Origin of the sequence: Georgenia daeguensis, from assembly GCF_039537705.1 — a bacterium.
Classification (GTDB): Bacteria; Actinomycetota; Actinomycetes; order Actinomycetales; family Actinomycetaceae; genus Georgenia; species Georgenia daeguensis.
This window is the reverse complement of the sequence record NZ_BAABBA010000002.1, coordinates 115,603-137,165: the sequence shown is the minus strand read 5'-3', so window position 1 is coordinate 137,165 and position 21,563 is coordinate 115,603. Positions and strand designations below refer to the sequence as shown.

Here is a 21,563-nt window from a genome sequence, read left to right as displayed (position 1 = left end):
ATGCCGCGCAGCGCCACGGCCTGGCTAGGCTCGGGCCATGGAGGACGCGCCCTACCCCGCGGAGTGGGAGGCGGACGTGGTGCTGCGCGACGGCGCCGCCATGCACATCCGGCCCATCCGGCCCGACGACGCGGACGCCCTGCAGCGCATGCACCTGGCGCAGTCCGCGCAGTCGGTGTACTTCCGGTTCTTCGCGCCCATGGCGCGACTCAGCGACAAGGACCTGCACCGCTTCACGCACGTCGACCACCACTCGCGCGTCGCCCTCGTCCTGACCGAGGGGGAGGAGATCCGCGCCGTCGGCCGCTTCGACGTGGTCGACCCCGGGACGGCGGAGGTCGCGTTCTACGTGGCCGACACCGAGCAGGGGCGCGGCCTCGGCTCCGTCCTGCTCGAGCACCTGGCGGCCGCCGGGCGGGAGCGCGGCGTCCACACCTTCGTCGCCGACGTCCTGCCCGGCAACGCCAAGATGATCCGCGTCTTCTCCGACGCCGGCTACGACGTCCGCCAGCAGATGGACGACGGCGTCGTGTCGGTCTCGTTCGACATCGAGGAGACGGAGCGGTCCTGGCGGGTGATGGCCGAGCGCGAGCGTCACGCCGAGGCGCTGAGCATGCGCACGGTTCTGGCCGCCACCTCGCTCGTGCTGGTACGCCTGGGCCCGGACGGCGGCGAGGGCGACGTCCTGGCGTCCGCGGCGGCCCGCTCCCTGCTGGTGGGCGGCTTCCGCGGTCCCGTCCATCTCGTCGGCCTCGACGCCGCCGGCGGCACGGCAGGCGCCGCCGGGCTGGTGCGTCGGTACCGGGACCTCGGTGCCGTCGAGGGGCCGGTGGAGCTCGCGGTCGTCGCCGGACCGTCGGAGGACGTCGTCGACGCCGTCCCGGCGCTGGCCGCGCTCGGCGTGCGCGCCCTGGTGGTCCTCTCGCACGGCTTCGGCGAGGAGGGCCCGGCGGGCATGCACCGGCAGCGGCGGCTGCTGCGCCGCACCCGGGAGGCCGGGATGCGCGTGGTCGGTCCGGCCAGCTACGGCGTGGTCGGCAACGGCGAGGCCGGCCGGTACAACGCCTCCCTGTGGACCGAGAGTCCCGGGCCCGAGCCCGGCACCCCGGGACCGCTCGCCGCGGCCTCCGCGACCCGGGGCGTCGGGCTGTTCTGCCAGTCGGCGGCGGCGGCGCTCGCGCTGCGCTCCACCGCGGCGCGGCGACGCCTGCCCGTGTCAAGCTTCCTGTCCTCGGGCCTGCGCGTGGACGTCTCCGGCAACGACACCATGCAGTTCTGGTCCGCGCACGAGCCCACCGCCGTCGGCGCCGTCTACCTGGAGTCCATCGGGAACCCGCGCAAGTTCTCCCGGATCGCGCGCCGCCTCTCGGTGACCACCCCGCTGGTCGCCGTCGTCTCCGGGCAGACCGGGCAGGCGACGCCCCCCGGGCACGCGGTGCGCACCTCGACCCAGCCCCAGCGCGTGCTCACCGAGATGCTGCGCCAGGCGGGCGTGGTCCGCGCCCGCACGCAGCGGGAGATGCTCGACGTCGCCGGGCTGCTCCTGGCCCAGCCGCTGCCCGCCGGGCCGCGCACCGCCGTCGTCTCCTCCTCGGCCTCCCTCGCCGCCCTCGTGGCCGACGTCGCCGCCGCCCAGGGCCTGGAGGTGGCCGGTCGTCCGGTCACGCTCGAACCGCTGGCCGGCCCGGCCGCCTACGAGGCGGCCCTTTCCGCCCTGCGCGGGCGCGACGACTGGGACGCCGTCGTCATCGCGCTCGCCCCGCCGCTGGGCCGCACCGACCCGGGCGTGGCCGCCGCGATCGCCCGCGCCGCGGCCCAGGACCCCCGCACCTGGGTGGCCAGCGCCCACGGCCTGCACGGCCTGACGGAGGAGCTGACCGCCGACGGCGCCTGCGTGCCGTCGATGACCACGGTCGAGGACGCCGTCGGCGCGCTGGCGGGGGCGGTCCGCCACGCCGCCTGGCGCGAGCACGCCGGCGACCCCCTCGTGGACCCGCCCGGCATCGACCCCGTGGCCGCGCGCGAGGTGCTGGCCGAGACGCTCGAGTCGCTCCCGCCCGGGCGCCGCGAGCGGCTCGACCAGGAGACCGCGGCCCGGCTGCTCGCGTGCTACGGCATCGAGGTGCTGCGCTCGACCCCCGTCACGGACGCCGACGCGGCCGTCGAGGCCGCCGGACGCATCGGGTGGCCGGTCGCCCTGAAGACCACCGACGAGGTGCTGCGCCACCGCACCGACCTGGGCGGGGTGCGCCTGGACCTGACCGACGCCGACGCGCTGCGTGAGGCCGTGGCGCTCATGGGCGCGCGGACCAGGGAGGTGCTCGGCCGCGCCTCCTCCTTCGAGGTCCAGGCCATGGCACCGCCGGGCGTGGCGTGCGTGGTGCGGGGCGCCGAGGACGACCTCTACGGCCCGGTGGTCTCCTTCGGCCTGGGCGGCGACGCCACGGAGCTGCTCGGGGACGTCTCCCACCGCATCACGCCGCTGACCGCGTCCGACGTCTCGGACATGGTGCGCTCGGTCCGGGCGGCCCCGCGGCTGCTGGGGCACCGTGGCCTGCCGGTCGTCGACGTCGCCGCCCTGGAGGACGTGATCGCGCGGGTCTCGACGCTCACCGACGACCTGACCGAGGTGGTGGACGTGACCCTCAACCCGGTGATCGTGGGCGAGCGGGGCGCCCGGATCACGTCCTTCTCGGTGGAGGTCGCCCACCCGGTGCGCCAGGACGCGGGGCGACGCGCGCTGCCGATCCCGCCGGAGGAGGGCGAGGAGCGCGCCGGGGTGGGAGAATGAGCCGGTGCTGACCAACCTCGCCAAGCAGCTGCGTGCCGATCTGGACCACGCCGGCTACTACCCGGACGTCGTCGCGGGCGCGATCGACCTCGCGCTGGCGGACGAGCCCGTCACCTCCTTCCTCGTCCACCCGGAGACGACCTTCGACGAGACCGAGGTCTTCCGGCACCTCACCGCCCTCGTCCTCACACCGACCCGGCTGGTCGTCGCGCACGTCGACGACGCACCGGGCCCCGACGGGCGCCCGTCCGCGCTGGCCACCACGGACTCGGTCGCGCTGCGCGAGGTCCGTTCCGTCTCGCTGACCCACGGCGTGAGCGAGCCGGCCCGCTCGCGCGGCATGCAGGTCCAGGAGCTGACCGTGGCCGTGAGCTGGGGCACGGCGCAGACGCTCGACCTGGCGCCCGCCAGCTGCGGTGACCCGGACTGCGAGGCGGACCACGGGTACACGGGCAGCGTCACGCCGGAGGGTGTGGAGGTCCGCGTGAGCGCCCACGCCGAGGGCTCCGACGCGCTCAAGGGCGCCCTGGCCTTCGCGCGCGCCCTCTCGGCCGCCACCGCCGGGGGCCCGCGGGCGTGACGGGGGAGAACCACGCGCCGCAGGTGCGCGCCGTGCTCTCGGGCGCGCTCGACGCCGTCGGGCTGGCCACCGCCTCCGCGGGCCGCACCAGCGCCGAGGACCGCGCCGACCTGGGTCTGCCGACGGCGCCGAAGACCTGCGTGGTGCTCGTCGACGGCCTGGGGATGACGATGCTCACCGAGCGCGGCGGTCACGCCCCGTTCCTGCGCTCCCACCTGGCCGACGCCCTGACGCTGCGCAGCACGTTCCCCTCCACCACGGCGTCCGCGGTCACCGCCGTGGGCACCGGTGAGCTGCCGGGCGTCACCGGCATGCTGGGCTACTCCGTGCGCGACCCCGCCGACGGCGGCGTGCTGAACCTCATCAGGTGGGACGACACGTCGGTGCGCCCGCGCGAGTGGCAGCGCCACGACACCCTCGTCGAGCAGATCGACCGCCGGCGGGCCGCCGGCGAGGAGCTGCCCGGAGTCGTGAGCGTCGGCCCGGCGCGCTTCGTCGGCTCCGGCCTGACCGAGTGCGCCCTGCGCGGCATGCGCCACGCGACCGCGGAGTCCCTCGCCGACCGCGTCGACGTCACGGTGGCCCAGCTGCGCCGCCCCGACGTGGCGGCGGTGTACCTGTACTGGGGAGATGTCGACCACGTCGGCCACACCTACGGGTGGGGGTCGTGGCAGTGGGGCGAGGAGGTCACCGCCCTCGACGGCGAGCTGCGCCGCCTGGCCCGGTCGCTGCCCGCCGGCACCCTGCTCCTCGTCACCGCGGACCACGGGATGGTGGACGTCGCCGCGCGCACCGACGTCGCCGCCACGCCCGCCCTCGCGCAGGACGTCGAGCTCGTCGCCGGCGAGCCCCGGACCAACCACGTCTACACGGCTCCCGGCGCCGCGCCCGCCGTGGCCGAGCGCTGGCGGGAGGTGCTCGGCGAGACGGCCTGGGTGGTCGAGCGCGACGAGCTCGTGGCCACCGGCCTGCTCGGACCCGTGACACCCGAGCGCCTCGACGCCGTCGGTGACGTCGTCGCCGTCATGCGGGGCCGCGACGTCGTGGTCGACTCCCGCACCCAGCCCGCCAGCTCCATCGGGCTGATCGGGGTGCACGGCGCGCTGACCGAGGCGGAGATGGCGGTCCCGCTCATCAGGACGGTGGTCTAGTGGCCCAGCTCGTGTTCTTCTCCGGCACGATGGACTCCGGCAAGTCCACGCTCGCCCTGCAGATGGACCACAACCACGCCGCCCGGGGCCGCGAGGGCCTGATCTTCTCGCGTAACGACCGCGCCGGCGCCGCGGTCCTCTCCTCCCGCCTGGGCCTGGCGGTGCCCGCGGAGGAGGTCACCGACGCCACCGACTTCTGGGACGAGGTGGTCCGCAGGCGGGTGCACGGCGGGCGGGTCGACTACCTCATCTGCGACGAGGTGCAGTTCTACTCGCGCGAGCAGGTGGAGCAGCTCGCCCGGCTCGTCGACGAGATGGACGTGGACGTCTTCGGGTTCGGCATCACCACCGACTTCCGCACCCACCTCTTCCCCGGGTCGGCGCGCATGCTCGAGCTGGCGGACCGCGTGGAGCGGCTCCAGGTCGAGGCGCTGTGCTGGTGCGGCGCCCGCGCCACCCACAACGCGCGCACGGTCAACGGGATCATGGTGACCGAGGGCGAGCAGGTCGTCGTCGGCGACACCGACCGGGTCGAGGACGTGGGCTACGAGGTGCTCTGCCGCCGCCACCACGTCCGCCGCGTCACCGCAGCGTCCGTGCACGCCGCGAGCCTGAGCCCCGAGACGCTCCCGCTGGGGGAGTAGGGAGGAGCGGCGGCTACTCCGGGCGGGCGCCGAAGACGATCTCGTCCCAGCTCGGGACGCTGCGCCGGTTCGACGAGCGGCGCGACCTGCGTCGCTCCGCCGGGCGCGCCGCCTTCCCGCCCGGCTCCGCCGCGCGAGTCTCGGGCTGGGGGGCCCGGGCGCCGGTCTCGGCCCCGTCCTGCGCGCGCTGCGCCGTCGGAGCCCCGTCCTCCGTGGGGGCCGGCAGGGCGGGCGTCGTCCCGGGACCGTCCTCCGGCGGGACGCCACGCTCGCGGCGCGGCAGGGCCAGGACGTGCGCGTCGGTGGCCTCCTCGGGCCGGGACGCCGCGGGGTGGGCGCCGCCGCCCCATGCCTCTTCGTCCGTGCCGTCCTCGCCCTCGACCTCGGGCTGCAGCTCGACGCGGGTGCCGCGGTGGGCGGCCAGCTCGGCGAGGAGGGACTCCGTCCCGGCACCCGCCGCCGGGGTGGCGGCGGAGGGCGCCCCGAAGGGGGCGGGGTCGGGCGAGGCGGCCGAGACCGGGCTGTGCCCCGGCGGGCCGTCGGCCTCGACGTCGAAGACGCGGCTGCGCGCGCCGACCGGGTTCAGGTGCCGCCGCGGGTGCGCCGACGTGCCGATCTCCGTCTCGGAGAGCCAGCGGGCCTCGTCGTCCACCGCGTGCAGCGTGCGCGCGGCCAGGTCGACCTCCCAGCGCGCCTCCCGCTCGCGGTCGCCCGCGACGAAGACGGCCAGCACCTCCCATGCCTGGCCCGGGCGGCGGACCGCGTCCCACTCGAGCGTGCGGGTGTCGACGCCGCGGGCCGCCAGGCGGTCCAGCACGAGGTCGCCGAGCCGCGGGGCGTCGGACTCGTGACCGACCCGCTGGTTCTGCGCCTGCTGGACGACCCACGTGCGCTCGGCGACGACGGGCCCCTCGTAGCGGCGCACCCGCTCCTCGTCCAGCCCGGAGCGCTCCGCCACCTCGGCCACCGACGCCCCGGCGCGGATCAGCGCCTGGATGTCCTTGGGCCGCAGCGGCTCGCCGGTGTCCGCGGGCAGGTCGCCCAGCTTGGGGCGGTCCCGGCGCACGGCGGCACGGAGGGCGTCGTCGATAGGTACCTGGTACCGACGTCCGTCCTCGTCCGTGAGGGTGAGGTGCTCACCGTCACCGTGCAGCCCGAGCAGTTCGAGCTCAACCATGGGTCCTCCTCGAGGTTTCTCCCCCCGAGGGTGCCACCTGTGGGCGCCGCTACCGCGGATTGGTGGCGGTGTGTTCCGTTCGTGACAATGGCTCGCGGCGGCCCGTCCGGGACGTCCGTGCGAGCACCACCAGGCCCAGGAGGGCGCAGACGTGACAGATCCCACGAGCACCGGACCCGCGGCCCTCATGGCCCTGAGCGAGGAGCTCGCCCGCGCGGCCGGCGACCACGTGCGGGCCCGCACCGGCGACCACGGCGGCGTCGCCCGCACGAAGTCCTCCGCCGTGGACGTCGTCACCGCCGTCGACGAGGAGGTCGAGGTGCTGCTGCGCGAGCGGATCGCCGCGGCGCGCCCCGACGACGGCGTGCTGGGCGAGGAGGAGGGTGTCTCCGCCGGGACCTCGGGCCTGACCTGGGTCGTCGACCCCGTCGACGGGACCGTGAACTTCCTCTACGGCATCCCCGCCTACGCGGTCTCCGTGGCGGTCGTCTCCGGCGGCGCCGACCCGCTCACGTGGACCCTGCAGGCCGGGTGCGTCCACGCCGTCGCCGGCGGGACCACCTGGACCGCGGGGCGTGGGCTCGGCGCCTGGCGCGACGGCGAGCGGCTCGGCCCGCGGTCCGCGCCGCCCCTCGCCGAGGCGCTCGTGGGCACCGGCTTCGGCTACACCGTCGAGGAGCGCACCCGCGAGGCCGCGGTCGTCGCCAGGCTGCTGCCCGACGTGCGGGACATCCGCCGGATCGGCTCGGCGGCGATCGACCTGTGCCTCGTCGCCGACGGGCGCCTCGACGCGTACTACGAGAGCGGCCTGAACCCCTGGGACATGGCCGCGGGCTCGCTCGTGGTGGCCGAGGCGGGCGGCGTCGTCCAGGGTCTCGACGGCGGACCCGCCTCGGCGGCCATGACGGTCGCCGGCCCCGGGGCGCTCGTGGACGAGCTCGCCGCGGCGCTTCGCCGCGCGGGCGCCTGAGGCGCGGGACGCCCGCGCGACGACGCGGGCGGCGGACCTGTGAAGTCTGTCACCGGGGCCCCCAGAACCGCCGGATCCCCTGTGCGGAAACGCCCCTCGTGGTGCACAATCCGGTGACCCCGGGAACAAACGTGCCGACTGGGCGTTACCCGGGGTACGTGGCCGCATCGGCCGACGACCCACCCACGAAACGAAGAACCGGAGCGTGACGCCGAGATGGCGACCGACTACGACGCACCGCGCAAGAACGAAGAGGACCTCTCGGAGGACTCGATCGAGGAGCTGAAGGCTCGTCGCGCGGAGAAGAACTCCCCGTCCGTGGACGAGGACGAGGCCGAGGCCGCGGAGGGCTTCGAGCTCCCCGGCGCGGACCTCTCCGGCGAGGAGCTCTCGGTCCGCGTGCTCCCGCGCCAGGCTGACGAGTTCACCTGCGCCAAGTGCTTCCTGGTGCACCACCGCAGCCAGCTGGCCTACGAGGACAAGGGGCAGCTGGTCTGCTCCGAGTGCGCCGCCTGACCCGAACGACCGATCAGCGCCGGTCCAGCGCAGCGAGAAGCTGCCTGGGCCGGCGTGTGCACACCAGCCAGTAGGGCGTGGTGTCCCGCTCGTCCGCCACCGGCAGCCGCACCGCCGACCGGATCCACGAACGGTGGCAGACCCAGGCGCGCGCGTTCGCCCCCGGCCCCATCGCCTCGTGCAGCTCGCCCGCGTCGAGCGCCTCGCCGGGGCCCAGCGCCTCCACGGGGATCACCGCCCGTCCCGCCCGCAGCCTCGGCGCCCCGGGCGCCCCGCCGTCGGCCGGGTCGCCGCCGGTGACCACCTCCACCACCGGGGCCGTGAGCACGAGGAGTGCGGAGAGCCCCGCCGCGGCGACGACGCCGCCCACGAGGGCCGCCACCGGCCCCCACAGCGACAGGGCGAGCGCGGCCGCACCACCCAGCAGCAGCGAGATCAGGTGCACGCTCGCCGGCGGGGCCAGCCGCTCGCGGAACAGGGGGGTCGTCGCGGTCGGGGTCTTCTCCACACCCTCACTCTGCCAGGACCGCGGCCCGTGACAGGACCAGGGACGTCACGCCGGTGCCGTCCGGGGCGGACGTCCGCGCCGGGCCCGGGACGGCCGCTGCACGCGCCTGCGCGCCCCGGGTACAGTCGACACGCGCCCGTCGGCCGTGCCGACGGGTCCGACAGCTTTCGAGGAGACGCTGACGAAGATGAGTCTGTTCTCGCGCCGCAGGCGCGACACCCCGACCGACGCCGGGACCGACGAGACGCAGGCCGCCCCCGAGGCCGTGGCGGAGAGCGCGGAACGCGGACCGCACGACGTCGAGGCCGTCCCCGGGCTCGGCTCCCGCCTGGACCTGGGCGCGCTGCGGATCCCTGCCCGCGCGGGCATGCAGCTGCGGCTCGAGGTCGAGAAGAAGTCGCGCAACGTCGTCGCGGTCACGCTCGGGCTGAACGGCTCGGCGATGCAGCTCCAGGTGTTCGCGGCGCCCCGCACCCTGGGCATCTGGGACGAGCTGCGGGAGGAGATCACCGGCTCCGTCGGCAAGCAGGGCGGCACCGCCGAGGAGGTCGAGGGCCCGTTCGGCACCGAGCTGCTGGCCCGCCTGCCCGTGAAGACGCCGGAGGGCGGCACCGGCCACCGGCCCGCGCGCTTCGTCGGCGTCGACGGACCGCGCTGGTTCCTGCGCGCGGTGGTGACCGGCAAGGCCGCCGTGGACGCGGAGGCGGCCGCCGAGCTGGAGGACGTGCTCGCGGACGTGGTCGTGGTGCGCGGGCAGGAGGCGCGCGCGCCGCGCGACGTGCTGCTCCTGCACGCTCCCGGTCAGGTGCCCGCCGCCCCGGCGGCCACGACGACGGAGCCGGGGCTCGACCCGCTGCGGCGCGGCCCGGAGATCACGGAGGTCCGGTGACCCCGCGCGTCGCCGACGCGCTCCACGGCCTGGTCGCCTCGCGGCGCGAGCTCGAGGCGGACGAGGAGCGCCGGATCAGCCACGTGCCGGGAGCGACCCCCGTGGCCGAGATCGTCCCGCGGCGCCGCGCGGTGGTGGCCGGGACCGTCACCGCGCTGACCTACCGGCCACGCTCGCAGACGCCGGCGCTGTCGGCCCGCCTCTCCGACGGCACCGGCACGGTCGAGCTGATCTTCCTCGGCCGCCACGACATCCCCGGCATCACCCCCGGGCGGCGCCTCGTGGCCGAGGGAATGGTGTACGACGACCACGGGAGACCAGCCATGTTCAACCCCGGCTACCGGCTGCTGCCCAGGGCGGTCTCCGCGTGAGCGTCCCGCCCGGAGATCCCGGCGAGGAGCGCACCGAGCACGACCTGGAGGAGAACGTCGCCGAGGCCGCCAGGGGCTCCGCGATGCGCCAGCTCGTGGGGGAGGACTTCTCCCTCGCCGAGACCATCGGCGGGGTCCGGGGACTCGTCGAGTCCATGGCCCCGGGCCTGGTCTTCGTCGCCGTCTTCATCGCCACCGGTGAGCTCGTCCCGCCGCTGGTCGCCTCGCTCGCCGTCGCCGTCGTCGCCATGGTCCTGCGGCTCGTCGCCAGGACCCCCCTGACGCAGGCCGCCGGCGGGCTCGTCGGCGTCGTCGTCGGCGTGGTCTGGGCGTGGCGCACCGGCGAGGCGCAGGACTACTTCGCCTTCGGCCTGTGGACGAACGGCGCGTACGCCGTGGTCCTCACCGGGGCGCTGCTCGCGGGCTGGCCCGTCGTCGGCGTCGTGGTGTCCCTGCTCAGGGGGCAGGACTTCTCCTGGCGCACCGACCCGGCGCAGCGCGCGCGACTGGTCCGCTACCGGGTCGCCACCTGGCTGTGGGTCGGGATGTTCCTGCTCCGCCTGGCCGTGCAGATCCCGCTGTTCCTCCAGGCGGAGGTGGCCTGGCTGGGCACCGCGCGGCTGGTCATGGGGCTTCCGCTGTGGGGCCTGACGCTGTGGGCGACGTGGGTGCTGGTGCGGGAGCCAGCATCTGCTGCAGACCGCTGAGCTGGTCCTCCGCGAAGGCGGACACCACGAGCAGGAGCTCGTCGCCCGCCTCCAGCGTGTCGTCCCCGCCGGGAGCGATCGGCCGGTCCTCGCGGATGATCGCGGCCAGCACCGTGTCCGGCGGCCACATCACCTGACCCACCCGGCGGCCCACCACGGGCGAGTCCGCCGGCAGCGTGATCTCGTGCATGCTGGCGCCCGACTGGTGGAACCGGAAGATGCGCACGAGGTCCCCGACCGAGACGGCCTCCTCCACCAGCGAGGTCATGATCCGCGGGGTGGACACCTGGACGTCGACGCCCCAGGCGTCGTCGAACATCCACTCGTTCTTCGGGTTGTTCACGCGGGCGACGGTCCGGGGCACGCCGAACTCCGTCTTCGCCAGCAGGGAGACGACGAGGTTGACCTTGTCGTCCCCGGTCGCGGCGACGACGACGTCGCTGTCCTCCACCCGCGCCTCCGCCAGCGCGCTGGGCTCGCAGGCGTCCGCGAGCAGCCAGTCCGCCTCGGCGACGGAGGCCACCCGCATGGCGGCGGGGTTGCGGTCCACGAGCGTGACCTCGTGGCCGTGGCCGAGCAGCTCTCGGGCGATGGACCGGCCGACCGAGCCGGCTCCGGCGATGACGACGCGCATCAGTCCTCCTCCCGTCCGGGCGGTCCGGCGAGCACGCGCTGGGCGGGCCCGACCCGGTCCGTGGCCACCATGAGGTGCACCACGTCGTTCTCCTGCAGAACGGTGTGCGGCTCGGGGACCATGCCGCGCCCTAGCCGCGTGACGTACGCCACCCGCGCCCCGGTGCGCTCCTCGACGCGCTCGATCTCCCGCCCGACCCACCCGACGTGGACGTCGCAGCGCACGAGGCTCACGGAGGAGGACGGGTCCTGGTACTCGGACACCGCACCGAGGGGCAGCATGCGCCGCAGCACCTGGTCCGCGGTCCAGCGCACCGTCGCCACCGTCGGGATGCCGAGGCGCTGGTAGACCTCCGCGCGGCGCGGGTCGTAGATCCGGGCGACGACGTTGCCGACCCCGAAGACCTCGCGCGCGACGCGGGCGGCGATGATGTTGGAGTTGTCGCCGTTGGACACGGCGGCGAAGGCGTGCGCATCCTCGATGCCGGCCTGCGCCAGGGCGTCACGGTCGAATCCGAGCCCGGTGACGCGCCGCCCGGCGAAGTGGGAGGGCAGCCGGCGGAAGGCGTCGGGATTCTGGTCGACCACCGCCACCGAGTGGCCGTTGTCCTCGAGCTGCTCGGCCAGGGTCGCCCCGACCCGCCCGCAGCCCATGATCACGAAGTGCACGGCGCTGACGCTACCGCCGCGCGGCGACGGGGCCTACCCGGGCCTAGCATGGGGCCTCGTGCCAGATGTCGGAGGAGCGTTCAAGCGGGTGCTGGTCGGGCGCCCGATGCGCAGCGACCGGTTGAGCGTGGCGAAGCTGCCCAAGCGGTACGCCCTGCCGGTCTTCGCCGCGGACGCGTGGTCATCCGTGGCGTACGCGCCCGACGAGATCCTCCTGACCCTGTCCCTCGCCGGCCTCGCGGCGCTCACCCTCTCGCCGTGGGTCGGGCTCGCCGTCGTCGTCGTGATGCTGACGGTCGTCTCCTCCTACCGCCAGACCGTGCGCGCCTACCCGAGCGGGGGCGGCGACTACGAGGTGGCGACGACGAACCTCGGCCCGCGGGCCGGGCTGACGGTGGCGAGCGCCCTTCTCGTCGACTACGTCCTCACCGTCGCGGTGTCGATCTCCTCGGCGGTGCAGTACCTCGCCACCGCGGTGCCCGCCACGGCTGAGCACCGCACCGGTTTCGCGGTCGCACTGGTCGCCGTCCTGGCGATGCTGAACCTGCGCGGGGTGCGCGAGTCCGGCCGCGCGATCGCCGTCCCGGGCTACCTGTTCCTGGGCTCCATCGGCCTCCTGGCCGTCGTCGGGCTCGTCCAGAACGCCGTCGGGGTCCTGCAGCCCGCGGCGTCGGCGTCGCTCGAGCTCGCGCCCGTGCCGCCCTACGAGCAGGGGCTCGTCGGGCTGGCCGGTCTGTTCCTGGTGCTGCGTGCGTTCTCCTCCGGCGCGGCCGCGCTCACGGGCGTGGAGGCCATCAGCAACGGGGTCCCCGCCTTCCAGAAGCCACGGTCGAGGAACGCCGCCACCACCCTGCTGCTTCTCGGGCTGATCGGCGCGACCATGCTGATGTCGATCCTGCTCCTCGCCCGGGCCGCGAACGTGCGCTTCGCGCAGGACCCCGCGGACCAGCTGCTGCGGGACGGCGTGCCGGTGGGCGAGGACTACGTCCAGGACCCGGTCATCGGCCAGCTCGCGGCGACCGTCTTCCACGACGTCCCCGTGCTCTTCGTGCTGGTGACCGCGGTCACGGGCTTCGTCCTCGTGCTCGCCGCCAACACCGCGTTCAACGGCTTCCCGGTGCTCGGGTCGATCCTGGGCCGCGACGGCTTCCTCCCGCGCCAGCTGCACACCCGCGGCGACCGGCTCGTCTTCTCCAACGGCATCCTCGCCCTCGCGGTCGCGGCGGCGCTGCTGATCGTCCTGTTCGACGCCGAGGTCACCCGGCTGATCCAGCTGTACATCGTCGGCGTGTTCATCTCCTTCACCGTCAGCCAGACCGGCATGGTGCGGCACTGGACCCGCCACCTGAGGGTCGAGACGGACCCGCGGGCCCGCGGGGCGATGCGCCGTTCCCGCCTGGTCAACTCCTTCGGCCTCGTCCTGACCAGCGCCGTCCTCGTCATCGTCCTGGTCACCAAGTTCACCCACGGCGCCTGGATCGCCCTGCTGCTCATGGCGGTGCTCTACGTCACGATGAACGCGGTGCGCCGGCACTACGACTCGGTGGCGGTCAAGCTGGCGGTCCCCGACGTGCGCGAGGCGAAGGCGCTGCCCGCGCGCGTGCACGGGATCGTGCTGCTCTCCAAGCTGCACCAGCCCGCCATGCGCGCGATCGCCTACGCCCGCGCCACCCGCCCGTCCACGCTCGAGGCGGTGACGGTCAACGTCTCGCCGGAGGAGACCGAGGCGCTGCGGCGGGCGTGGGAGGAGGCCGAGATACCGGTGCCGCTGACGGTGCTGGACTCCCCGTTCCGCGAGGTGACCCGGCCCGTGGTCGAGCACGTGCGGTCCGTGCGCCGGGCCTCCCCGCGCGACCTCGTCGTCGTCTTCGTGCCGGAGTACGTGGTGAGCCACTGGTGGGAGCAGCTGCTGCACAACCAGAGCGCGTTGCGGCTCAAGAGCCGGCTGCTCTTCACCCCCGGCGTCGTCATGGCGTCGGTGCCGTTCCAGGTCGACGTGGTCGACCACCTCGAGAGCAGACCGGGAGAACCCGTATGACCCACCAGCCCGACCGCCCCGCCGACCGGACCGACGAGACGGCGGCGGAGGAGGAGCGGCCGGTCGTCGAGGTCGGTGCCCCGGCCCACGGCGGCCACTGCGTCGCCCGGCTCGACGGGCGCGTCGTCTTCGTCCGCCACACGCTGCCGGGGGAGCGGGTGCGGATCGCGGTGACGGACCGGCGCTCCCGCTTCTGGCGCGCCGACGCCGTCGAGGTGCTCGAGCCCTCGCCCGACCGTGTGCCGTCGGTCTGGCCGGAGGCCGGCCCCGGCGGGGTGGGGGGCGGCGAGCTCGCCCACGTCGCGCTGCCCGCGCAGCGGGAGTGGAAGAGCCAGGTGCTCGCCGAGACGCTCCGCCGGATCGGCGGCCAGCAGGTCGCCGACGACGTCGCGGCCCTGACCGGGCCCGCCGGCCCCCGCGTCGTGGGCCTGCCCGGCGACGACGAGCGGGGCGGCCTCGGGACCCGCACCCGCATCGAGCTCACGGTGGCCAGGGACGGGCGGGCGGGCATGCACCGTTTCCGCAGCCACGACGTCCTCCCGCTCACGCAGCTGCCGCTCGCCGACCGGGCGATCGTCGAGCTCGGGCTCCTCGGTACCGACTCGCCCTGGCGGCGCACCTGGCACCCGGGATCCCGGGTGGAGGCCGTGGCACCGAGCGAGGGCGAGCCGCTCGTGCTGGTCGACGGCGAGCCGGCCACCCCCGGCCGGCGCCGGGGCAAGGGCCCGGCCCGCCGCTCGGTGCGCGAGGTCGTGCCCTCGCCGGTGGGAGAGCTGCACTACCGGGTCTCCGGCTCCGGGTTCTGGCAGGTCCACCGGCGGGCGCCCGAGGCGCTGGTGCGTGCGGTGCTCGCCGCGGCCGCGCTCGAGCCGGGACAGTCCGTGCTCGAGCTCTACTCCGGGGCGGGGCTCCTCACGCTCCCGCTGGCCCGCGCCGTCGGGGAGGACGGGCGTGTCGTCACGCTCGAGGGATCCGCCTCGGCGGTCCGGGACGCCCGGCGCAACCTGCACGACCACCCCAACGTGGCCCTCGGGACCGGCCTGGTCGAGCCCGGGACCGTGGCCGAGGGCGGGCAGGGCTGCGACGTCGTCGTGCTCGACCCGCCGCGCGCGGGGGCCGGCGCCGGGGTCGTGGAGGCGATCACCGCGCTGTCGCCGGCGCGGATCGTCCACGTCGCCTGCGACCCCGCGGCGCTGGCGCGGGACCTGGCCGCCGCACGGGCGGGCGGCTACGTCGTCGTCGGCCTCGAGGGGCTCGACCTCTTCCCGCACACCCACCACTTCGAGATGGTCGCCACGCTCGAGCGGCGCTGACGGAGCCGGGCGTGTCGGTGGACACACCCGGCCCCGAGCAACTATCTTGATATCGAGATATCCGCGGTGCGGACGCCGTGGGACCATGTCCCGTGGACGGCCACGGTGGCCTCACGCCACCCCGCCGCGCACGCCAGCACGAGCCGAGGAGCAGATGTGAGTACCGACAGCTTCAAGTCCAGGGGAACGCTCGACGTCGGCGGGGAGAGCTACGAGATCTTCCGGCTCGCCGCGGTCGAGGGGCTGGAGCGCCTCCCGTACAGCCTCAAGATCCTCGCCGAGAACCTGCTGCGCACGGAGGACGGCAAGAACGTCACCGCCGACCACGTCCGCGCGCTGGCCGAGTGGGACGCGACCGCCGAGCCCAGCACCGAGATCCAGTTCACCCCGGCCCGCGTGGTCATGCAGGACTTCACCGGCGTCCCCTGCGTCGTCGACCTCGCCACCATGCGTGAGGCCGTCGCCGAGCTCGGCGGCAACCCCGAGCAGATCAACCCCCTCGCGCCGGCCGAGCTCGTCATCGACCACTCCGTCGTGATCGACGTCTTCGGCCGCGAGGACGCCTTCGAGCGCAACGTCGAGTTCGAGTACGGCCGCAACAAGGAGCGCTACCAGTTCCTGCGCTGGGGCCAGACGGCCTTCGACGATTTCAAGGTCGTCCCGCCCGGCACCGGCATCGTCCACCAGGTCAACATCGAGTACCTCGCTCGCGTCACCATGACGCGGGAGGTCGACGGCGTCCTGCAGGCCTACCCCGACACCTGCGTCGGGACCGACTCCCACACCACGATGGTCAACGGTCTCGGGGTGCTCGGCTGGGGCGTCGGCGGCATCGAGGCCGAGGCCGCCATGCTGGGCCAGCCCGTGTCGATGCTCATCCCGCGGGTCGTGGGCTTCAAGCTCTCCGGCTCCATCCCGCCCGGGGCCACCGCCACCGACGTCGTGCTGACGATCACCGAGATGCTGCGCAAGCACGGCGTGGTCGGCAAGTTCGTCGAGTTCTACGGCCAGGGCGTGGCCGAGGTCCCGCTGGCCAACCGCGCCACGATCGGCAACATGAGCCCGGAGTTCGGCTCCACCGCCGCGATCTTCCCGATCGACCAGGTCACCATCGACTACCTGCGGCTCACCGGCCGCTCCGACGCCCAGGTCGCGCTGGTCGAGGCCTACGCCAAGGAGCAGGGCCTGTGGCACGACGCCTCCAAGGAGCCGGTCTTCTCCGAGTACCTCGAGCTCGACCTCTCCACCGTGGTGCCCTCCATCGCGGGCCCGAAGCGTCCGCAGGACCGCATCGCGCTCTCCGAGGCCAAGGGCTCCTTCGCCGACGTGCTGCCCAACTACGTCGGTGAGCACGAGGCGATCCACGAGACGAGCCTCGACGAGTCCATCGAGGAGACCTTCCCCGCCTCCGACCCGATCGCGGCCGGCGCCACCAACGGCGACCAGGACGGCACGGCGCCCGCGCCGCACGAGCACGCCACCCGCCGCACCCACAAGCGGGTGTCGCTGACGATGGAGGACGGGACGCAGACGGAGCTCGACCACGGCGCGGTCGTCATCTCCTCGATCACCTCCTGCACCAACACCTCCAACCCCTCGGTGATGCTCGCCGCCGGGCTGCTCGCGAAGAACGCCGTGGAGCGGGGCCTGCAGGTCAAGCCGTGGGTCAAGACCTCCATGGCGCCGGGCTCGAAGGTCGTCTCGGACTACTACGACAAGGCCGGCCTCTGGCCCTACCTGGAGGAGCTCGGGTACCACCTGGTCGGCTACGGCTGCACCACCTGCATCGGCAACTCGGGCCCGCTCCCGGAGGAGGTCTCGGCCGCCGTGAACGAGAACGACCTCGCCGTCGCCTCGGTGCTCTCCGGCAACCGCAACTTCGAGGGCCGCATCAACCCCGACGTGAAGATGAACTACCTGGCGTCCCCGCCGCTGGTCATCGCCTACGGCCTCGCCGGCACCATGGACTTCGACTTCGAGAACGAGCCCCTGGGCCAGGACAAGGACGGACGGGACGTCTACCTCAAGGACATCTGGCCCTCGGCGGCGGACGTGGACTCCACGATCGCGACCTCGATCGACCGCGAGATGTTCACCAAGGACTACGCCGACGTCTTCGCCGGCGACGAGCGGTGGCGCTCGCTGGAGACCCCCGAGGGCGACACCTTCGCCTGGCAGGAGGACTCCACCTACGTGCGCAAGCCCCCGTACTTCGAGGGCATGACCGCCGAGCCGCAGCCCGTGCAGGACATCGCGGGCGCCCGGGTCCTGGCCAAGCTGGGCGACTCCGTCACCACGGACCACATCTCCCCGGCCGGCTCCATCAAGCCGGACAGCCCGGCGGGCAGGTACCTGGCCGAGCACGGGGTGGCCCGCAGGGACTTCAACTCCTACGGCTCGCGCCGCGGGAACCACGAGGTCATGATCCGCGGCACCTTCGCCAACATCCGGCTGCGCAACCAGCTCCTGGACGGTGTCGAGGGCGGGTTCACGAAGAACTTCCTGACCGGCGAGCAGGAGACGATCTTCGACGCGTCGACGGCGTACCAGGAGGCGGGCGTGCCGCTGGTGATCCTGGGCGGCAAGGAGTACGGCTCCGGCTCGTCCCGCGACTGGGCCGCCAAGGGCACCGCCCTGCTGGGCGTCAAGGCCGTCATCACCGAGAGCTTCGAGCGGATCCACCGCTCGAACCTCATCGGCATGGGTGTCCTGCCGCTGCAGTTCCCGGCCGGACAGAACGCCGAGTCGCTCGGTCTGGACGGCACCGAGACCTTCGACATCGCCGGCGTCACCGCGCTGAACGAGGGCACCACGCCCAGGACCGTCCGGGTCACCGCGACCAAGGACGGCGGCGAGAAGGTCGAGTTCGACGCGGTCGTGCGCATCGACACGCCCGGCGAGGCGGACTACTTCCGCAACGGCGGCATCCTGCAGTACGTCCTGCGCTCCCTCGTCAAGGCCGCCTGACCACCGTCACGCACGACGGCGGAGGTCCGCCGCGAAGGCCCCGTCCCGCTCCGGGACGGGGCCTTCGCCCGTCCGGCTCCGTCCGTTCGCCACCGCCCGGTCCCGGTCCGTTCGCCACCGCCCGGTCCCGGTCCGTTCGCCACCGCCCGGTCCCGGTCCGTTCGCCACCGTCCCGCTCGCCGAGACCCGATCGTGACCCGGTGACCGCACCCCCGCGGCAGGGCCCGCCGTACGCTCGATCACATGGCACGACGCCGCCGTCGGAACGCCACGGCCGCCCCCGGGGGCGCCCGCAACAACGCCCGCAAGGGCCCCGTCTCGCTCGTCGCCGCCGTCGGCACCACGGCCGGGCTGGCCGCCTGCGGGGCCGGGAGCACAGGGCTCGAGGTGCGGTCCGACGTCGACCACGAGGTCGTGACCGTCGAGGCGACCGCGGCCGTTCCGGACGCGGTGAACGCCACCACCGCCCTCGGCGCGACCCTGGTGGCCGCGGGGGATGCGACGGAGAACCGCGTGGTCTCGCCGGCCTCGGTGGCGGTCGCGCTGGCCATGCTGGCCGAGGGCGCCCGGGGGCAGAGCGCGACCGTGCTCGACGGCGTGCTGGGGGCCGCGGGGGAGGAGCGCACGGACGCCTACAACGCCCTCCAGGCCGCGGTCCTCGAGTACGACGGCGACCCGGGGAGCGTGGACGGGGACGACCTGCCGGAACGCCCCCTGCTCCACCTCGCCAACGCCGTCGTCGTCGACGAGGACCGTGACGTCGAGCGGGAGTACCTCGACCGGCTCGCGCGTGGGTACGGCGCCGGGCTGCGCGTCGCCGACCTCTCGGACGCCTCGGGCAAACGGGTGCTGGACGCCTGGGTCCGTGAGCACACCGGCGGCCGCATCCGGTCCTCGGCGATCCAGCCCGACCCGAACCTCGTGCTCGTCCTGCAGAACGCGGTGCTGCTCGCGGCCCGGTGGCAGGACCCCTTCGCCGCGGAGGTGACCTCGGACCTGCCGTTCACCCTCGTCAGCGGCCAGGAGGTCCCGGTCCCGACGATGACGCAGCGGCTGCTCGCGGCCTATGCGGAGCTGCGGGGCGCCCAGGCGGTGCGGCTGCCCTACACCGAGGGGTTCGCCATGGACGTGGTCCTCCCGCCGGAGGGGGCGGGGCCCAGCCTGTCCGCGGAGGACTGGTACCAGCTCGGCGAGGCGCTCTCCGGCCCGGTCGCGACCGACGTCCTGCTGCACCTGCCGACGGTCGACGTCAAGACCTCGGCCGACCTCGTGCCGCCGCTGCGCGATCTCGGCCTGGGCGTCCTGTTCAGCTACCCGGAGGCGGACCTGACCGGCATCGCGCCCGACCTCTTCGTCGGCGCCGTGGCGCACCAGGCCACGCTGACCGTGGACGAGGAGGGGACGGTGGCCGCCGCCACGACCGAGGTCGGGGTGACGGCCGGCTCAGCGCCCGATCCGGCGGAGCCGGTGGTGATGACCGTGGACCGGCCGTTCGCGGTGCGGATCGTGCACCTCGAGACCGGCTGGCCCATGTTCATGGGCGCGATCGCCGACCCACGCGGGTGAGGACCGGCTCAGCCGGCGGTGCTCTCCAGGTTCTCCAGCGCGAGGCGCGGGACGTCACCCGCGGGCTCGAAGCCCCAGACCTGCCCGAAGAAGCTGAGCTCCGCCAGGGCTGCCGCCTCGATGTTCTCCGCGCGCCGGAAACCGTGGCCCTCGCCCTCGAACATCACCACGGCGACCGGAAGCCCCTTGGCCCGAACGGCGTCGGCCATCTGCTCGGCCTGGTTGGGCGGCACGACCTTGTCCTCGGTGCCCTGGAGGAGCACGATCGGCGCGGACAGCGCGTCGGTGTGGTGCACGGGCGACCGGTCCCGGTAGGTCTGCGCCGCCTCGGGGTGGGGACCGACGAGCCCGAACGGGTAGTGCGACTCGAACTTGTGCGTGTCGCGTGCCAGCGCCTCGAGGTCGCCGATGCCGTAGCGGCTCGCGCCGGCGGTGAAGGTGTCCGTGAAGGTCAGGGCGGCGAGGGTGGTGAACCCGCCGGCGCTGCCGCCGCGGATGCCCAGCCGCCTGCCGTCGACCAGGCCCGCGTCCGCGAGGTGCCGTGCCCCGCTCTCGCAGTCCGCGACGTCGACGATGCCCCACCGGCCGTCCAGCCGCTCCCGGTAGGCGCGGCCGTAGCCGGTAGAGCCGCCGTAGTTGACGTCGAGCACGGCGAAGCCGCGGGTCGTCCAGAACTGCACGGCGAGCGAGAAGGTCGCCCGGGCGGCGGAGGTCGGACCGCCGTGGGTCATCACCATCAGCGGCGGCAGCTCGCCGTCCGGAGCACGGAAGCGCGAGGACGTCGGCGGGTAGAAGAACCCGTGCGCCTCGGCGCCGTCGGGGGCGGTCCAGGACAGGGCACGAGCGACCGAGACGTCGCCGTCGTCGAGGGTGGTCTCGCTGCTGCGGCGCAGGACGGTCGCGGGCGCGTCGGCGCGCCGGCCCACCTCGAGCACGGCCGGCGGCCGCGAGGCGGAGGCCGCGACGACGACGGCACGCCCCTCGGCGGCCGCCACCTCCTGCGGCTCCCAGCCGGCGGACCACTCCTCGAGCTCGCCGTTGGCCAGCCGCACCGAACCGAGGTGCCAGCGGGCGTCGCGCGTCCACGCGCAGAGCAGGTGCTCGTCGTCGAGCACGGCGACCGTGCGCGGCCCGAAGCGCCACTGCGGCCCGGTGAACTCCATCTCGGCGGGGTGCAGCGCCCGGGTCCGGCGCTCCTGGCCGTGGCCGAGGCCCTCGGTCCGGTAGAGGTTCCACCAGCCCGTCCGGTCGTCGACGTGAACGAGATCGCCGGCGGGCGTCCACACCGGCTGTGCGACGCTCACGTCGTCCCCGCCGGCCACCACCTGCTCCGCCGCGGACGCGCCGTCGGCCGTGAGCTCGGCCACACGGAGCACGGAGCTGGTCCACGGCATGTGCGGGTGGTCCCACGAGACCCAGGCGAGGTGGGCGCCGTCGGGGCTGAGCGCCGGGGAGGCGACGAAGTCGGTGCCGGTGGCGACGACCGACACCGCGGACGGCTCGTCGGCGGCCGAGCCGTCGAGCGGCACCCGGACCAGCTCGTTGACGGGCTCCGCGCCGTGGGCGGCAGGCCCGTGGTCCTCGCGCACGACGTAGACGGTCTCGCGCTCAAGGTCGATGACCGGGTCCGCGAAGCGCCAGGGACCCGCCGGGGTGAGCGGGACGGCCTCGGGGGAGTCGGTGCCGGAGGCGTGGCGGGCCCGCCCGCCACCCACGCCCAGGCGGTAGAGGCGCCCGTCGCCCGCGTGCGAGAGGACGATCACGCCGCTGCGCACGGCGTAGGCGCCCCCGCCGTACTCGTGCACCCGGGAGCGCACGTCGACGGGCTCGCCGCCGGGCAGCGTGGCGACGACGTCCGCGACCGTGCCGTCGGCCCGGCGGCGCACCAGGGCGCTGCGGCCGGCTTCCTCGGGACGCTCCTCGAGCCAGTACACGTCCGCGCCGTCCACCGCCGGCAGGCTCAGGCCCACCGTGCGCTCGGTCAGCGTGCGGGCGCCCACCGGCGACTCCCAGGTCCCGTACGGGGCCACGGTGCGCCCGGCGTCGTCGTCGATCATGGGCGTCACCCTACGG

18 protein-coding genes are annotated in these 21,563 nt (G+C 74.6%); 13 read left to right on the top strand and 5 right to left on the bottom strand.

Going from position 1 to position 21,563, the window contains the following annotated elements; all coding sequences use genetic code 11:
- Positions 1-37 precede the first annotated feature (37 nt).
- The 4 genes from ABD774_RS02345 to ABD774_RS02330 are packed head-to-tail and all read left to right on the top strand — an operon-like array spanning position 38 to position 5,166.
- Entirely contained in the window at positions 38-2,791 is a 2,754-nt protein-coding gene (locus ABD774_RS02345; RefSeq protein WP_345037203.1) for a GNAT family N-acetyltransferase, read from the top strand.
- A gap of 4 nt (positions 2,792-2,795) precedes the next feature.
- Entirely contained in the window at positions 2,796-3,371 is a 576-nt protein-coding gene (locus tag ABD774_RS02340; RefSeq protein ID WP_345037200.1) for a DUF5998 family protein, read from the top strand.
- Complete coding sequence (locus ABD774_RS02335) at positions 3,368-4,522, top strand: alkaline phosphatase family protein (protein WP_345037198.1); 1,155 nt, start codon at positions 3,368-3,370, stop codon at positions 4,520-4,522. The genes ABD774_RS02340 and ABD774_RS02335 overlap by 4 nt, the downstream gene beginning before the upstream one ends.
- Positions 4,522-5,166, top strand: coding sequence for a thymidine kinase (locus tag ABD774_RS02330; RefSeq protein WP_345037196.1), 645 nt, complete (start codon positions 4,522-4,524; stop codon positions 5,164-5,166). The genes ABD774_RS02335 and ABD774_RS02330 overlap by 1 nt, the downstream gene beginning before the upstream one ends.
- Positions 5,167-5,179: 13 nt before the next feature.
- Here the strand turns inward: ABD774_RS02330 and sepH are convergent, their stop codons facing one another.
- Positions 5,180-6,343, bottom strand: coding sequence for a septation protein SepH (gene sepH / locus ABD774_RS02325; RefSeq protein WP_345037194.1), 1,164 nt, complete (start codon positions 6,341-6,343; stop codon positions 5,180-5,182).
- A 151-nt stretch (positions 6,344-6,494) separates the two neighbouring features.
- Here sepH and ABD774_RS02320 point away from each other — a divergent pair, with 151 nt between their 5' ends.
- Positions 6,495-7,313, top strand: a complete 819-nt coding sequence (locus ABD774_RS02320) for an inositol monophosphatase family protein (RefSeq protein ID WP_425554433.1) — start codon at positions 6,495-6,497, stop codon at positions 7,311-7,313.
- 216 nt (positions 7,314-7,529) lie between these two features.
- Positions 7,530-7,829, top strand: coding sequence for a DUF4193 domain-containing protein (locus ABD774_RS02315; RefSeq protein ID WP_098482274.1), 300 nt, complete (start codon positions 7,530-7,532; stop codon positions 7,827-7,829).
- 13 nt (positions 7,830-7,842) lie between these two features.
- Here ABD774_RS02315 and ABD774_RS02310 read toward each other — a convergent pair whose 3' ends face one another.
- On the bottom strand, positions 7,843-8,337 hold the full coding sequence (locus ABD774_RS02310; protein ID WP_345037189.1) for a DUF3093 domain-containing protein: 495 nt from the start codon (positions 8,335-8,337) through the stop codon (positions 7,843-7,845).
- 187 nt (positions 8,338-8,524) lie between these two features.
- Between ABD774_RS02310 and ABD774_RS02305 the strand changes: the two genes are divergently transcribed.
- The 3 genes from ABD774_RS02305 to ABD774_RS02295 are packed head-to-tail and all read left to right on the top strand — an operon-like array spanning position 8,525 to position 10,304.
- Positions 8,525-9,226, top strand: coding sequence for a DUF3710 domain-containing protein (locus tag ABD774_RS02305; RefSeq protein WP_345037186.1), 702 nt, complete (start codon positions 8,525-8,527; stop codon positions 9,224-9,226).
- On the top strand, positions 9,223-9,597 hold the full coding sequence (locus ABD774_RS02300; RefSeq protein WP_345037184.1) for an OB-fold nucleic acid binding domain-containing protein: 375 nt from the start codon (positions 9,223-9,225) through the stop codon (positions 9,595-9,597). Before ABD774_RS02305 ends, ABD774_RS02300 begins: the two co-directional genes overlap by 4 nt.
- Complete coding sequence (locus ABD774_RS02295) at positions 9,594-10,304, top strand: DUF3159 domain-containing protein (protein WP_345037182.1); 711 nt, start codon at positions 9,594-9,596, stop codon at positions 10,302-10,304. The genes ABD774_RS02300 and ABD774_RS02295 overlap by 4 nt, the downstream gene beginning before the upstream one ends.
- On the opposite strand, the gene ABD774_RS02290 is transcribed toward ABD774_RS02295, so the two are convergent.
- Together ABD774_RS02290 and ABD774_RS02285 are read right to left on the bottom strand one after the other, a co-directional pair.
- Entirely contained in the window at positions 10,222-10,938 is a 717-nt protein-coding gene (locus ABD774_RS02290) for a potassium channel family protein (RefSeq protein ID WP_345037179.1), read from the bottom strand. The genes ABD774_RS02295 and ABD774_RS02290 overlap by 83 nt on opposite strands.
- Positions 10,938-11,591, bottom strand: coding sequence for a potassium channel family protein (locus tag ABD774_RS02285; RefSeq protein WP_345037643.1), 654 nt, complete (start codon positions 11,589-11,591; stop codon positions 10,938-10,940). Before ABD774_RS02285 ends, ABD774_RS02290 begins: the two co-directional genes overlap by 1 nt.
- Before the next feature lie 73 nt (positions 11,592-11,664).
- On the opposite strand from ABD774_RS02285, the gene ABD774_RS02280 reads away from it, so the two are divergent.
- From ABD774_RS02280 to ABD774_RS02265, 4 genes are all read left to right on the top strand, one after another.
- Complete coding sequence (locus ABD774_RS02280) at positions 11,665-13,644, top strand: APC family permease (protein WP_345037177.1); 1,980 nt, start codon at positions 11,665-11,667, stop codon at positions 13,642-13,644.
- Positions 13,641-14,957: a class I SAM-dependent RNA methyltransferase gene (locus ABD774_RS02275; RefSeq protein WP_345037174.1), complete on the top strand. Its 1,317-nt coding sequence runs from the start codon at positions 13,641-13,643 to the stop codon at positions 14,955-14,957. Before ABD774_RS02280 ends, ABD774_RS02275 begins: the two co-directional genes overlap by 4 nt.
- 156 nt (positions 14,958-15,113) lie before the next feature.
- Positions 15,114-17,924: an aconitate hydratase gene (locus tag ABD774_RS02270; protein ID WP_345037172.1), complete on the top strand. Its 2,811-nt coding sequence runs from the start codon at positions 15,114-15,116 to the stop codon at positions 17,922-17,924.
- Between the two features lie 243 nt (positions 17,925-18,167).
- Entirely contained in the window at positions 18,168-19,490 is a 1,323-nt protein-coding gene (locus ABD774_RS02265) for a serpin family protein (protein WP_345037170.1), read from the top strand.
- Positions 19,491-19,498: 8 nt separating this feature from the next.
- Here the strand turns inward: ABD774_RS02265 and ABD774_RS02260 are convergent, their stop codons facing one another.
- Positions 19,499-21,547, bottom strand: a complete 2,049-nt coding sequence (locus ABD774_RS02260; protein ID WP_345037168.1) for a S9 family peptidase — start codon at positions 21,545-21,547, stop codon at positions 19,499-19,501.
- Positions 21,548-21,563 lie beyond the last annotated feature (16 nt).